The organism is Actinomadura sp. 9N407 (genome assembly GCF_044326315.1).
GTDB lineage: Bacteria > Actinomycetota > Actinomycetes > Streptosporangiales > Streptosporangiaceae > Spirillospora.
Map to the genome: position 1 here is coordinate 40,180 of NZ_JBIRAW010000006.1, position 13,068 is coordinate 53,247.

At 68.3% G+C, this 13,068-nt stretch carries 13 protein-coding genes; 7 read left to right on the forward strand and 6 right to left on the reverse strand.

The window, feature by feature from the left end; all coding sequences use genetic code 11:
- Positions 1-472: 472 nt before the first annotated feature.
- The 6 genes from ACH34Q_RS11400 to ACH34Q_RS11425 form a co-directional block, all read right to left on the reverse strand.
- Positions 473-1,099, reverse strand: a complete 627-nt coding sequence (locus ACH34Q_RS11400) for a DUF5825 family protein (protein ID WP_395982798.1) — start codon at positions 1,097-1,099, stop codon at positions 473-475.
- Positions 1,100-1,110: 11 nt separating this feature from the next.
- Positions 1,111-3,024, reverse strand: coding sequence for a RiPP maturation radical SAM C-methyltransferase (locus tag ACH34Q_RS11405; RefSeq protein WP_395982799.1), 1,914 nt, complete (start codon positions 3,022-3,024; stop codon positions 1,111-1,113).
- Positions 3,025-3,160: 136 nt separating this feature from the next.
- On the reverse strand, positions 3,161-3,307 hold the full coding sequence (locus tag ACH34Q_RS11410) for a hypothetical protein (protein ID WP_395982800.1): 147 nt from the start codon (positions 3,305-3,307) through the stop codon (positions 3,161-3,163).
- A 147-nt stretch (positions 3,308-3,454) separates the two neighbouring features.
- Positions 3,455-4,144 (reverse strand): aspartyl/asparaginyl beta-hydroxylase domain-containing protein, encoded by a 690-nt coding sequence (locus ACH34Q_RS11415; protein WP_395982801.1) that lies wholly within the window; start codon positions 4,142-4,144, stop codon positions 3,455-3,457.
- 248 nt (positions 4,145-4,392) lie between these two features.
- Complete coding sequence (locus tag ACH34Q_RS11420; protein ID WP_395982802.1) at positions 4,393-4,734, reverse strand: phosphopantetheine-binding protein; 342 nt, start codon at positions 4,732-4,734, stop codon at positions 4,393-4,395.
- A 40-nt stretch (positions 4,735-4,774) separates the two neighbouring features.
- Complete coding sequence (locus ACH34Q_RS11425) at positions 4,775-6,193, reverse strand: class I adenylate-forming enzyme family protein (protein WP_395982803.1); 1,419 nt, start codon at positions 6,191-6,193, stop codon at positions 4,775-4,777.
- 234 nt (positions 6,194-6,427) lie between these two features.
- On the opposite strand from ACH34Q_RS11425, the gene ACH34Q_RS11430 reads away from it, so the two are divergent.
- From ACH34Q_RS11430 to ACH34Q_RS11460, 7 genes are read left to right on the forward strand one after another with little or no spacing between them, the layout of a single operon-like run.
- Positions 6,428-6,832: an acyl carrier protein gene (locus ACH34Q_RS11430; RefSeq protein WP_395982804.1), complete on the forward strand. Its 405-nt coding sequence runs from the start codon at positions 6,428-6,430 to the stop codon at positions 6,830-6,832.
- A 14-nt stretch (positions 6,833-6,846) separates the two neighbouring features.
- Positions 6,847-7,782, forward strand: a complete 936-nt coding sequence (locus tag ACH34Q_RS11435) for a ferritin-like domain-containing protein (protein ID WP_395982805.1) — start codon at positions 6,847-6,849, stop codon at positions 7,780-7,782.
- Between the two features lie 4 nt (positions 7,783-7,786).
- Positions 7,787-9,469 (forward strand): AMP-binding protein, encoded by a 1,683-nt coding sequence (locus ACH34Q_RS11440; protein ID WP_395982806.1) that lies wholly within the window; start codon positions 7,787-7,789, stop codon positions 9,467-9,469.
- A 40-nt stretch (positions 9,470-9,509) separates the two neighbouring features.
- Positions 9,510-9,773, forward strand: coding sequence for an acyl carrier protein (locus ACH34Q_RS11445; RefSeq protein ID WP_395982807.1), 264 nt, complete (start codon positions 9,510-9,512; stop codon positions 9,771-9,773).
- Positions 9,770-10,765 (forward strand): 3-oxoacyl-[acyl-carrier-protein] synthase III C-terminal domain-containing protein, encoded by a 996-nt coding sequence (locus tag ACH34Q_RS11450; RefSeq protein ID WP_395982808.1) that lies wholly within the window; start codon positions 9,770-9,772, stop codon positions 10,763-10,765. Before ACH34Q_RS11445 ends, ACH34Q_RS11450 begins: the two co-directional genes overlap by 4 nt.
- Positions 10,766-10,767: 2 nt before the next feature.
- Entirely contained in the window at positions 10,768-11,550 is a 783-nt protein-coding gene (locus tag ACH34Q_RS11455; RefSeq protein ID WP_395982809.1) for a hypothetical protein, read from the forward strand.
- Positions 11,551-11,555: 5 nt separating this feature from the next.
- On the forward strand, positions 11,556-13,064 hold the full coding sequence (locus tag ACH34Q_RS11460) for an AMP-binding protein (RefSeq protein ID WP_395982810.1): 1,509 nt from the start codon (positions 11,556-11,558) through the stop codon (positions 13,062-13,064).
- The last annotated feature ends 4 nt before the right edge of the window (positions 13,065-13,068 follow it).

Below are 13,068 nucleotides of genomic sequence, written 5' to 3' on the forward strand. Positions count from 1 at the left end.
AGCGAAGCAGCGCTGCACAGCCGGCTACCACTGGTACCAGACGACGACCGCCCAGACAGCGGGATCCGGGTCGGCGCTCAACTGGCGGAAACAATTACCGTGGCAACTATAGGCGGGATCGCGGACGGAAGAACGCGCCGTGGCTAGAACTCGCCAATGGACCCTGCGCACGGCCCGGGCCGAGCATCGCGCGGTCGCGGGACAGGCCGGCGTCCACACGAACGTCGCGCCCCTTCCGATGGCGCTCGCGAAGCAGCCGCCGACGGTTTCCCGCAGTCACCGATGACGGCCACCGAAGTGGCCTCGGTTGCACCGACAATCCATACACGTTGAGAACCGAACACCCGGACCCCGAAATGCGCGAACTGTCATGAGATCTCTTGAGGTATCACCACCGTGGTACCGAAGATCGCCCGTGTCGGCATGTGAGACGATAATTCAGCTGACTCCGCCGGGGGCCGGCCGGCATGGGTCAGCCTCGCGGGTCGGGCCAGCGGTGGAGGCGATACGGAAGCCACCAGAGGTAAGGGCCGATCTCCGTTACCAGTCGATGTCTGCGGAGATCGTCCGCGACCGCCGGGGAGACCGATTCGAGCGTTGCCCCCCGGTCGAGGGCTCTGACGGCGTCGAGCTGGGCCTGCCGGCTGAAGGTGAGCCGACGCAGGCCGGCCCTCCGGGCGTCACGTACGTCGATGAATCCCGGCCCCTTCCGGAAGAACAGGCTTCCGTAACGGTACGAGTCCTGCCATCGGCGTGCGGCACCGCCATCGCCTTGGACGACGGCGGACGGCGGGTAGAGGCTGTGGAGGGGCGAGACCGGGAAGTCATCGTCACACGCCAGCGTCCACTGTGCGGGCAGGCCGATCCTCGTGAGCTCCCGGACGAGCGAGAGCTGTTCCAGGGCGAAGCCGAGATCGGCCCCCCTCCTGATGTCGACGTGCTCGGTCAGGTCCACCTTGCGAGCGCCCTGCTCGCTGAACCGGAGAGCGGAGGCGGTCGCCGCGCCCTCCTCGACGGCGGCGTCGCCGAGGAGCATCCCCGGGATCTCCCTGGCCGCGTCGGTGTACTCCCGCCAGAGCGTGACCCTGATGTTCGACATGGGGCTCCTCTTCAGCGCTGTGTGACCAGGCGCGACGCCTCTGGTCCGGTGTTCACGGCCCGTTGGTGGAAGCTCGACCTGGTTCGCTGCAGCTCGCGGTTCGTCGCCACGGCCGCGACCTGGACGAACTGGCCGTTGTCGGTGAAGACGACGCCGCGACCGCGCCAGTCCGCCAAGATCTGCGAGATGGCTTCTTCGGAGACGTCGCCGGTCAACGCGGCCGAGAGCTTGCGGGACAGCACCGGGACACTGCGTGGATCATCGAGCAGGCGGAACAGCGCGCGTTCCACCGGATCGTCGAGGACGAGCATCGACCAGCGGAAATGTGGTCGCGTGTTGATGAGGACGATGCTCCCGCCCAGGTCGTGATAGGTGAGGCGGCTCTCGGCCGCCGCTTCCCGCCAGTCGGCCGCGGCGGCTTGCAGCCGGTGGCCGAGCTCCTCTTCGATCCCTGCCGGTTGTGCGTCGAAGATGTAGGTGAGGTCGTAGCACTCGCTCTCGGGAAGATCGAAGATCAGCCGATGCGAACGGGCGGGCCGCAGATCCGGGAACCCAAGCTCCGGCTGGTTGAAGTAAGGGCTGAACCGCTCGATGGCGATCCGGCTGGCGGCCATGGGCGGTACCAGGTGGTGGAGTGCGGGGAGTTGCTCGATGACGTCTGTGTAGTCGGCGGGCGTCTCTCCTGGAAAGCCGTAGAGGTAGTTCCAGTAAACCCTGATGCCGAGCGATTCGGCGTCCCTGATGAGGCGCACGTTCTGGCAGCCTGTCACGCCCTTGTCCATCAGCTTGAGGACATGGCTGTTGAGGCTCTCGATGCCCGGCTGGATCGTGCCGACGCCCGCGTCGGCGAGGGCCTGCAGTTGGTGGCGCCGCAAATTCGACTTCACTTCGCAGGTGAGGCGCAGGTCGTGGTCGGCCTCGGCGAGCCGGGGCAGGAGCGAGGTGATGTAGGACATGTCCAGGATGTTGTCGACCACGTAGACATCAAGGATCCGGTGCCGTTCGACGAGCTCCATGATCTCATCATGGAACCGTCCGGGGCTCTTGCTGCGGAACTCCATGTACGAGCCGTTGAGCCCGCAGAAAGTGCAATGGTGCTTGGCTCCCCACCAGCATCCACGCGCTCCTTCCACCACGAGGGCCGGCTCGGCCCAAGAGCGTGCCACCGACGTTGACCACCGCTTGAAGAACTCGTCGTAGTCCGGCAGGACCAAGGCACCAGGCGGAATCGGCTTCTCCTCCATGGGGTTGGCCACGGAGGCACCGTCCTCCCGACGCCAGCACAGTCCCGGGATGTCCTCAGGATCTCCCTTGCCGCGCAGCGCCTCGACCAGCGCCGGAAAGTTCACTTCCCCCTCCCCGCGGACGACATGGTCGACGTAAGGGAAGTTGCGGTGAACAGCGGCTCCCTGGGGGCCGTCACAGTTGGCGCCACCGAAGACCGTCACGATCCGCGGGGCGAGGCGCTTGATGTACCGCGCCGCGGCCAGCGAGGCGACGCTCTGCTGGAACGTGGACGTGAACCCCACGACGTCGGGGGCCATCGCGACGATGCGTTCCGCGAAGCCCTGGATGAACTCGTCGCTCAGCGCACGCAGTTTCAGCATCTGGTCGACCCGTTCCTCGGGGAACCGGGTGCGCATCATCTGCTCGAACTCGTCGGCGTGGCGTTCCTTCTCGTGCAGGGCGGGGGCGAACACCCACTCTCCGCAGCTTTCGAAATGGGTGTCGGTGGCGAAGAACTTGTAGTCGCCCGAGGAGAGAGGGTAACGCTCAGCAAGCCAATCAGCGTAGTCGAGGTTCCCGAAGACGCTACGAACGTCGATACCGGTGAGTTTGGTCCCCGCGAGCCGGGTCAGGATTCCGAGGGCGATGGAAGGCATGTCGATCGATGCCCACGGCATCGAGACCAGGAGAATACGCATGATCACCTTTGTGGTTCGGAAAGGTCGAAGGCATCAACGGCACCGCGGTCGGCTCGGTAATCATGATCGGGGGCTCGGAAGAGAACGGTGGGGGCGGCGGAATCATGACCGCCGCCCCCACCGAGCGGATCTCACATCAGATGCGCGCGTAGCTCAAGCTGACGTTCTGCTCGAACTCCACCGACTCGTCCAGCTCCTGAATCTCGGCGACCTCCGCCTGCTGCGCCTCCGCCGCCTCGGACTGCAGGGTCCACGACTGATCCGGAGTAACCAGGTTTCGCATTTCTACCATTCACCCCCTTTCTATATCGAAGGATCCAGGACACCGCCATGAGGCATTTCCTTGAAATACCTCATGGACGCCCCCGATCATGCCGTCACCGAAGGGCACCGCCGTGGTGGCGGGCCCCGGCGCCGGCCGCCGGGAAGATCACTCCGACCGCGACACCGTCCCGGTCGGGCGCCCCGTCCCCGCACCCGGCGTCTCGGTGGAAGTGGCCGAGGCCGTCCGCTCCCTGAGGCGCCGCAGCACCATGCGGCCGTAGAAGATGCGGAGGACGAAGGTGTAAAAGCGGTTGGCCAGTTGCTGCGCCCACGGCATCGGCCTCAGCACGTCCACGATCAAAACCACGCGCCGTTCCGCGCTGTTGTTGGTCACTTCGTGGTTCCAGCTGTCATCGAACAGGACGCTCTCCCCGTCCTTCCACGTGTGCACGTGGTCGCGGATCCTGATACTCGGCGGGTTCTCGGTGGGCACCTCGATGCCGAGGTGATATCTCAGGTAGCCGTGGAAAGGGCCCTCGTGCTCGGGCACCGACTTTCCGGGGTCCAGGATGGAGAAGCTCGCCTGGAACAGGTGCGGGACCTTCTTCAGCACCGCCATCGTCCTGGGACACAGCGCGGCGTTCTCCTCCGCGACCTCTCCCATGGAGTACAGGTGGAACATCCGCCAGTCGTCGGGCGTGGTCGCGGAGATGTAGTGCTGGGCCGGATCGAGTTCGTGGTAGGTCGGCATGACGGCGACCCGCTCGGACGCGACCAGGAACTCACTCCGGATCTCCTGGAATGCCTTCTCGAATTCACGGAGCTCGGGAACCGTCTCGTCGACAGCGAACACCACCGGGCGCTCATCACCTCCCGCCGTGTTCAGGAACCAAAGGTCGAGGCGATCGCCAAGTCGGGTGACCGTACCCGAAAGTGCCGTCAGCATGCGCCTTTCGCTCACCCATGGAAACGTGGCCACGTGACCTCCACCGTAGTTCGTCCGACGAGATTTTAAAATCAATCGCCGTGGCGACTATAGGCGGAAAAACGGCCGAAAAGAATGGCAGTGGCTAGAACTCGCCACCCGGGTACCAATGCCTGCCATCACACCACGCTCCGGCCGGGCGCAGGGGCGGTGTTGCGGCGCTCAGTCCCGTCACGCTCGATCACTCCGGCCAGGAGCGAGAAGGACTCCCAGGCGAAGAGATCGCGGGGCGTGATCGTCCAACTGTGCCGGCGCGCCGCCAGAGCGCACAGCTGGGCGGCCGCCATGGAATCGCCGTGGTCGAAGAAATTCTCGCCGGGATCGCAGCGGATGCCCAGCACTTCGTCCGTCAACTCCAGAAGAACGGACAGCGGCTCTTCACCGGCTTCCGGAACCTGAGCGGTGTGCACCGTATTCGCCTGGGTGTCCGAATCCGGCGCGGGCGCGGGATGTATCGGCAACGGGGCCTCCTCTTCCTCTGGGACTGTGCGGGGAATGGCGTCATTCTGGGCGCATGAAGCGCTCCACCTTGCCTGCGTGTGAACGCGGAAGCGCGTCGACGACATCGGCCGACATCGGGATCTTGTGCGGGGAGATCAGGCCCTGGCAGTGTCGGCGCAGGGCGGCGGTATCCGGCGGATTCGCCTGATCCGCTGAGACGATCAGCGCGTGCAGGACGTCGCCCATGAGCGGGTCGGGGCGTCGCACCACCACCACTTCCCTGATGCCCGGGTGGGTCAGAAGTACGTTCTCGACCTCGCGAGCGTTCACATTGGCGCCCCCCACCACGATGACGTCGTCCAGGCGGCCGGTGAGATACAGGTAGCCGTCGGCATCTGTGCGGCCGGTGTCGCCGATGGAGAAGAACCCGTCACCACGGCCGCGCAGCAGGCGATAGCTCTCGCCGCCCAGCGTCCGGGTCCAGGGGCTGCTCATGAACACCTCGCCGACCTCGCCGGGGCGCGACACGTTCCCGTCACGGTCGGCTATCAGGACCTCGTTCGCCCCGAAGGGCCTGCCCACAGTGCCCGGCCGGGCCAGCCATTCCACGCCGTCGCAGAACGTGTTCCCGGTCACCTGGGTAGATCCGTAGGTCTCGAACACGCGCTCGCCGCCCAGTCGCGAGATCCAGCGTCGCTTGACCTCCTCCGGGCAGGGCGCGGACGTGTGCAGCACCCCTGTGAGCGAGGAGCACAGTGCGTCCCAGAGAGTCTCGTTCGCGTCGAGTAGCGCCATCTGATGCGGCGTCAACTGGCACCAGGTGGGGCGGAACCGTTCGACCGCGGATCTCAGCGAGGCGGGGTGAAGTCTGCGCGGCAACACCACATGGGCTCCGCCGGTGATGCCGGCCATGCAGGTCAGGAGGGGCGCCGCATGCGACAGCGGCCCAACGGTCAACTGGACGGCGTCGCGGGACCAGGCGGCGGCCCGCATGATCTCCCGGACACCGCTGAGTGCTCTGCCGGGACCGGGTACGACGGGATACAGCCGCGGCAGGCCTGTGGTGCCCCCTGTGGGCAGGTGCCAGGTCACGTCGGGCTCGGGGGCCGGCGAACACGCGCCGGACATCGGCGGAGCGTGTTCCAACGCGGCCGACAGTTCCCGTTCGCCGAGCGGGAACGCGTCCGCGAAGGCCGCTCCCAGATCCGCGCCCAGCGACTTCCTCTCCGGCTCCGTCGCCTCGGGCGGCAGGATCAGGGGGCTGCAGCCGAGCATCCACGACGTCAGGACAGCCCGTATCAGTCCCTCGCCGTTCGGCAGCGCGACGACCATGTGACGGCCCGGTTCCCATCCGCCGTTCAGGGCGAACCGTACGGTCGCCGCCACCCGTCCCGCCAGTTCCCCTGCGGTGTAGTGGACCCACTCCCCGGACGGTCCCTCGACGCTGAGCATGGAACGACCGGGGGTTGTGCGGGCCATCGACAACAGGCGGCGGGACTCAGTGGTCTGCAGGCGGAACAAGGCGCTCGGTCTCCCTCCGGATCACGCGAAACCGGACTGTCAGCGTATTTCCGCCACCGGCCACCGGAGGCACCGTGGCGAATTGTCGCCACACCACTTCCATGTCATCCAGGATGACTCGATACTTCTGATGCGATCAGGCAGCGCGGCGCTAGAACGCATCGCAGGCGCAACGGGAGAGAGGCCTTGAGAATGTCCGATGGATCCCCGGACCGGGGCGAGGCCCTCCTGAACAATGACGCAGACAATGAAGAGGCCCTGGTGCGCGAGCTCATCAGGGAGTTGGTCTCCCAGATAGCGCCTACGGAATCACCGCAGGTGCGATCCGACCACATCTTGCGGGACGAACTGGGCTTCGACTCCGTGCGAGAGGTCGAACTCACCTTCGCTCTGGAAGACTTCTTCGAATTCGAGCCCTTCGTCATCGAGGACTCTCCGCACCTGAGAACCGTCGGGGATCTGGAGGACTTCACCCTCGACATGATCGCCCACGGACGCGCCACGGTGCCCGCGTTGAGCGAGGTCGCCGAAGTGGACGGGCTCACTCTCCACGTCCGCGCGGCCGAGTTGGCCGAGGGCATCCGGAGAGGCCTGTGAGGCAGGGAATGACAGTGGCCGACGACCGGAAGCACCCGGGCGGGGCCAGGTTCGTCTGGGAGTACGCGAAAACGGACGAGCGGCTGCGTGCCCTGTACGAACGGGGCAAGGCGGCGCAGTGGAACGCCACGACGGACATCGACTGGGCCGCGGGCGTGGGCACTCCCGGCCACGTCGGGCTCCTCGGCCCCGACCTCCCGCTGGGACGTGACGCGTCCCCCGTCCCTCCCGAACGCCGGGCGGCGTTCCAGTGGGAGTTCCACTCCTGGATGACCAGCCAGTTCCTGCACGGGGAGCAGGGCGCCCTCCTGGCCACGGGCCGGCTGGTGGTGATGGCCCCCGATCTGGACACCAAGTTCTATGCCGCCGCCCAGGTGGCCGACGAGGCACGGCACGTGGAGGCGTACGCCCGCTATGTCGAGCTGCTCGGCAACGGCTATCCGGTCAACCCGTCGCTCAAGCGGATGCTGGACACGGTGGTGACCGAGAGCCGATGGGACATCGTCCTCCTCGGCATGCAGATCATCGTCGAAGGTCTGGCGCTCGCCGCGTTCAGGCTGGAGCACACCCGCTCGTTCGATCCCGTCATCGCCATGCTCACCCGGCTCGTCGCCAAGGACGAGGCCCGCCACGTGGCCTTCGGCCTGCTCGCCCTGCGGGAGATCTACAGCGAGCTGACCTCAAGGGAGAAGGCCGAGCGTGAGGAGTTCGTCAAGGAGGCGGCGCTGCTGATGTCCCGGAGGTTCCTCCTGGAGGAGATCTGGCGGCGCCTGGACGTGGACGTCAGGGACGGAGCCGAGTACGCGCTGCGGGACCCGAAGATGATCGACTTCCGCCGGCTGATGTTCACGAAGATCGTCACCTCGCTGGCCAAGGTGGGGTTGCTGACCCCAGGAGTCCGCGCGCACCTGGAGCAGCTGCAGCTGCTGCGCACCGTACCCCGGAGGTGAAGGCATGGCCGCCGCAACGATTCGTCCAGCCCCCACGAGCACGACCATCGCGCCGGGTTTCGAGCACATCATGTCGTGGCTGGAGCACCCCGGCCTGGAACAGGCCATCCGCTTCTCCGACGGACACGGCACTTGGACCAGCCACTCCTACGAGACGCTGGCAGCGGGAGTGCGCCGCACGCAACCTGTGTGCGTTGCGGCGGGGATCGGCTCCGGCGACATCGTCGTCCTCATCGGCGGGAACACGCCCGCCTTCGTCACGTCCCTCTATGGCGTCATGCACGTCGGCGCCACGCCCTCCATCGTCGCGCCGGGCGCTCCCGCGGACGTGGACGCCCGTATCCGGAACATCGTCGGCACGGTCGGTCCCGCCGCCCTTCTGGTCACGCGCGAACAGGCGGCGTTCCTCGACGGCCTCGGCCCACTCGGCTGCCGCGTCCTAACGGAGGCGGCCGGGGACGCCCCTATGGCCGACACCGCGCCCGAGCCGCCCGAGGTTGGGCTGGTCCAGTTCAGCTCGGGATCCACCGGGGTGCCGCGGGGTGTCCAGATCCCGTGGCCGACGCTGAACGCGCATGTGCGCTCCTTGCACGACTGGCTGTCGATCAGCGGTGAATCCCGGGTGGTGTCATGGGTGCCCTTCCACCACGACATGGGCCTTGTGGGCTGCCTGCTGATGCCGCTGGCACGGGGAGCCGGGGCCTCGTACATGCCGCCGCAGGAGTTCATCGGGGCCCCGGCCCGCTGGTTCGCCGAGATCTCCCGATCCGGGGGCACCGCGTCCGCCACACCCTCGTTCGCCCTAAGCCATGTACTGCGGAAGCTGCGCCCCGCCCATCTGGAAGGGCTCGACCTCGGCAGCATGAGCAGCCTCATCATCGGCGCCGAACGCGTCGACCCGGAAGCCCTGAACGCGTTCCACCGGCTACTGAGCCCCTTCGGCCTCCGCTACGAAAGCCTGTTACCGGCCTACGGCATGGCCGAGGCGACCCTGGCCGTGACCGGCGTACGGCCGGACCCGAACCAGATCGCCACCCGGCTGGTGGACACCGAGGAGCTGGAGCCGGGCAAGCCGGTGAGCTTCCCCGCCGGCGACACGCGCCTGGCCACCCGGCTCACCTCGTGCGGCCGCCCGCTCGGCGGGGTGGGGATCGAGATCCTGGACGCCGGAGGCACGGCACTACCGGACGGCGTGTTCGGTGAGATCGCGGTGAGCGGGGAGGGCCTGGCGGCGGGATACGCGGGAAAGGAGCTCACCCCGTTCGGCGATCGCCTCCGCACCGGGGACATGGGGTTCACCCTCGACGGCGAACTGTACGTCGTCGGGCGGGCCGGAGACACCCTCAAGGTGCGGGGACGCTGGCTGTTCGCCGACGACGTGCAGATCATCGCCGCCGCCGCGTCGCCGAGGCCGCAGCGGACCGTCGCCCTCCTCGGCAGCCTGTCGGGGCAGGACACGGTGATCATCACCGTCCGGAACCACACCGTCGAGGAGGCTTCCGCCGTCGGGCGGGCCGTGGCCGCCAAGCTGCCCGGCCTGCGGGTGACGGTCCTGCAGGTGCCGCACGGCACCTTGCGGCGCACCACCAGCGGCAAGCTGAGGCGCCGCGCCATGTGGCAGGACCTGGTCATGGCGGGCGAGCCGTCCGCCCACCGGGTGTGGGACTCCGCGGCGGACCGGGCCTGAGCGACCGCGAGGGCGCCGCGCCGGATCGAGAAGAGGATCAGTGGGACGTACGGGGATCATCGAGCACATACGGGAGGCGCTCAGCGTTGCCCTCGACTGTGAGATCACCGAGGTGCGCGAGACCACCGAGCTCTACGAGGAGCTGGGCCTGGACTCGGCGGGCACCCTCGAACTGCTCCTGGTCCTCGAGGACGCCCTCGGATTCGAAGTCGACCCCGAGGACCTGCGACTGGAGATCTTTCGCACGGTCGGCAGCCTGGCCGACTACGTCACCGGGCACCTCGTCGCCGCGGCGATGCCATGACCGAGGGACGCGAGGGCCGGGTCCTGGGACTGTCCCGGGTCTCGGTGCGACTGCCCAGGGGCGTCGAATCCGTCGACCGCGTCCTTGAGCGGGCCGGCCGGAGTCCCTTCGAGCGACGGATGTTCAGGAGGTTCCACGGCTTGCGCGACAGCCCCACTCTCGCCCCGGACGAGCATATGGAGGACCTCCTGGTGGGCGCGGGCCGGGAGGCTCTCGCGGGACGCGGCGCCGACGTCGTGCTCTACGGGCACTCGCATGTCGTGCAGGAGTTCGCGAACCGGCCGGATTTCTCCCGGCGATTGTGCGCCGCGCTCGGCGTCCCGGGAGCGGAGTTCTACGGGATCTCCCACATCCACTGCGTCAGCGTGCTGCGGGCGGTGGAGGTCGCCCGCCGTTACCACGCCCGCCCCGGGGCAGGGCCCGGCGACCGGGTCCTGGTATTGGGCGGGGACCGGGGCAGCCTGGACGACACGGCGAGGATCATCCCGGGCGTGACCGTGGGCGGAGACGCGGCCGCAGCCGTCGTGGTGCACTCGGCCCACGACCCCTCGCACGGCCACTCCCACGATTCCTTCCGCTATCGCTACCTGGCCGGCGCGACCCTGCGCGACCACCGATTCCACCGAGCCCTCCGCATGACCCAGCAGGAACAGAGGCTCTACGCGAAGGCCTGCCTCGACCACGTGACCACGGTCCTGCGCGAGGCCGCCGGCCGGGCGGGCCTCGGCATCACCGATCTCGACTGGATCATGCCCGACCTGACCAACGCCGTGTTCTGGCGCAACTTCTGCCGCGAAACGGGCGTCGAACGCGACCGTGTTCCGCTCGACCTCCTGCCCGTACGCGGTCACAACTACGGGATCGACGCACTATCGAACCTCCAGCACGCCGACCTGACCGGACGGCTGCGCCCCGGCGACCGGTGTGCGCTGGTCGCACTCGGGCATGGGGCGTACTTCCAGGTCATCGTCGTCGAGGTGGTGGGCGGGTAACCATGGCCGATCTGTACATCGACGCAATCGCGACCTCGGTCCGCTCGTGGCCGCGGTTCCAGCCCTCCGCCGAACTGCCCCGCAGGGACCCGCGCCGCCGCGTCGCGGACATGATCGCGCGCGAGCGCCGCATCCCGGCGGAGCGGATGTACGTGCGGCACCCCGTGCCCGGCGACCCGGCCGACGCCGCGGACTACGCCACCACGTGGCGGGCGCTGGACGCGCTCGGACCCCCGGGCGACGACCAGACGCTCTTCCTGGTGCGCTCCGGCGAGGTCGTCGATCCGATGACCTCGCCCCTTGCGGGAACCGTGCACGCGCTCGGCTGGACCGGCGACGACATGGGGATCACTCACCTTCGGGAACAGGGTGGAACACAGGTGTTCCGCCTGCTCACGTGGGCGGTCCCCGAGGATCGGGGGGCCACCGTGGTGATCGTGGACGACCCCGCCTATGTGGCCGTCGAGACCGACAAGCCGGCCTTCGCCGGGGTCGCCCTGAGGGTGGCCCGCACGGGAGCGCTCCGCATCGTCGCCAACGGCAAGGGTGCTCCCGGAATGGAGGCACTCCCCGCGGAGGCGGAGGCACGGCGCGTACAGGTCCTCTCCGGTCCCAGCGCCTGCGACGCATGGCTCGACCTCTACGCGGCGCTGTCGACCGGCGTGATCGCACAGGGCGACCTCGTGCTGCTGCGCACCGAGGGGGACCAATGGGAGGGCTGGCTGCTCTTGGAAGCCCTCCGGCCGCACGAACTGAGGCTGGCAAGCGCACCAGTGGAGGAATGACGGAAATGGCATCGGACCGGCCCGGACAGCGCCTGCTCCACGAGGCGTTCCTGTGGAGCCTCGACCGCGACGATAAGGCCGAGGCGCTGCGCATCGGCGGCGAGAGCATCAGCTACGGAGGCCTCCACGAACGTGCGTTGCGGCTCGCCGGTGGCCTCCTGCCCCACGGCCCCGGCGGCACGGGCGGGCCACGGCGTATCGGTGTCCTCGGCGCCCGCAGCGAGGACATGTACGCCGGCCTGCTCGCCGCCCTCTACACCGGAGCGGCGGCCGTCCCGCTCAACCCGGCCTTCCCGCGCGAGCGCCTCCGCCACATGATCAGTGCCGCCTCACTCGACGGCCTCGTCGCCGACGACAAGGCACTGTCACTGCTTCCCGGACTGGCCGATGTGCTGGACGGTGTCCCGGTGGTGCACCGGCCCACCGGTCCCGCCCTGGACGAGCCGCTGCCGTCCTCGCCCGAGGGCGTCGCGTACGTCCTCTTCACCTCCGGCTCCAGCGGTCGTCCCAAGGGTGTCCCCGTCCTGCACTCCAACGTGGCCGCCTACCTGCGGCAGATCGGAGCGCGCTACGGCTTCACCTCCGAGGACGTCTTCTCGCAGACCTTCGACCTGACCTTCGACCTGGCCATGTTCGACATCTTCGCCGGGTGGGGGGCCGGCGGCACCGTCGTCAGCGTCCCCCCGCACGTGTACGTGTCGCTGCCCCACTTCGTGGCCAGGCACGGCATCACCGTCTGGTTCTCCACCCCCAACATGATCTCTCTGGCCCGCAGGGGAAAGGGACTGGGCTCCGCGTCCCTGCCCGGCCTGCGGTGGAGCCTGTTCTGCGGCGAGGCCCTCCTGGTCCACGACGCCGCCCAATGGCAGGAGGCGGCACCGAACTCCCGCCTGGAGAACCTCTATGGGCCGACCGAGCTGACCATCTCCTGCAGCGTCCACCGGTTCGACCCGGAGCTGTCACCGAAGCTGGCGGTCAACGACGTCGTCCCCATCGGGACCGTCCACCCGAGGCTGCGGTACCTGCTCCTGGGCGCGGAGGAGGACGGTGACGGTACCGGCGAGCTGTGCGTCACCGGCGAGCAGATGTTCCCCGGCTACCTCGACCCGGCCGACGACATCGGCCGCTTTCTGGATCATGAAGGGCTGCGCTGGTACCGCACGGGCGATCTGGTCCGCCGCGTCGACGGCGGCGAACTCGCCTACCTCGGCCGCACCGACCACCAGGTCCAGATCGGTGGCTTCCGGGTGGAGCTCGCCGAGGTCGAGTCGGGCCTGCGCCGGCTGCCCGGAGTGCGGGACGCGGTCGCGGTGGCGGCGGAAGGACGACTGGTGGCGTTCCTGGTGGGCGACGAGCGGCCGGTGCCCGTGCTGGTGAAGGAACTCGGGGCGTTCTTTCCCCGGTACCTGATCCCGCGCCACTACGAGTACCTGGACGACCTGCCGCTGAACGCCAACAAGAAGACCGACCGGCTGGCGCTGACCACGCGGGCACGGGAGGCGCTGAAGGACTGACCCC

Coding starts and splice junctions, on each gene's coding strand:
- ACH34Q_RS11400 (WP_395982798.1), bottom strand. CDS start 1,099: ATGTCGAACATCAGGGTCACGCTCTGGCGGGAGTACACCGACGCGGCC.
- ACH34Q_RS11405 (WP_395982799.1), bottom strand. CDS start 3,024: ATGCGTATTCTCCTGGTCTCGATGCCGTGGGCATCGATCGACATGCCT.
- ACH34Q_RS11410 (WP_395982800.1), bottom strand. CDS start 3,307: ATGCGAAACCTGGTTACTCCGGATCAGTCGTGGACCCTGCAGTCCGAG.
- ACH34Q_RS11425 (WP_395982803.1), bottom strand. CDS start 6,193: ATGGCCCGCACAACCCCCGGTCGTTCCATGCTCAGCGTCGAGGGACCG.
- ACH34Q_RS11430 (WP_395982804.1), top strand. CDS start 6,428: ATGTCCGATGGATCCCCGGACCGGGGCGAGGCCCTCCTGAACAATGAC.
- ACH34Q_RS11440 (WP_395982806.1), top strand. CDS start 7,787: ATGGCCGCCGCAACGATTCGTCCAGCCCCCACGAGCACGACCATCGCG.
- ACH34Q_RS11450 (WP_395982808.1), top strand. CDS start 9,770: ATGACCGAGGGACGCGAGGGCCGGGTCCTGGGACTGTCCCGGGTCTCG.
- ACH34Q_RS11455 (WP_395982809.1), top strand. CDS start 10,768: ATGGCCGATCTGTACATCGACGCAATCGCGACCTCGGTCCGCTCGTGG.
- ACH34Q_RS11460 (WP_395982810.1), top strand. CDS start 11,556: ATGGCATCGGACCGGCCCGGACAGCGCCTGCTCCACGAGGCGTTCCTG.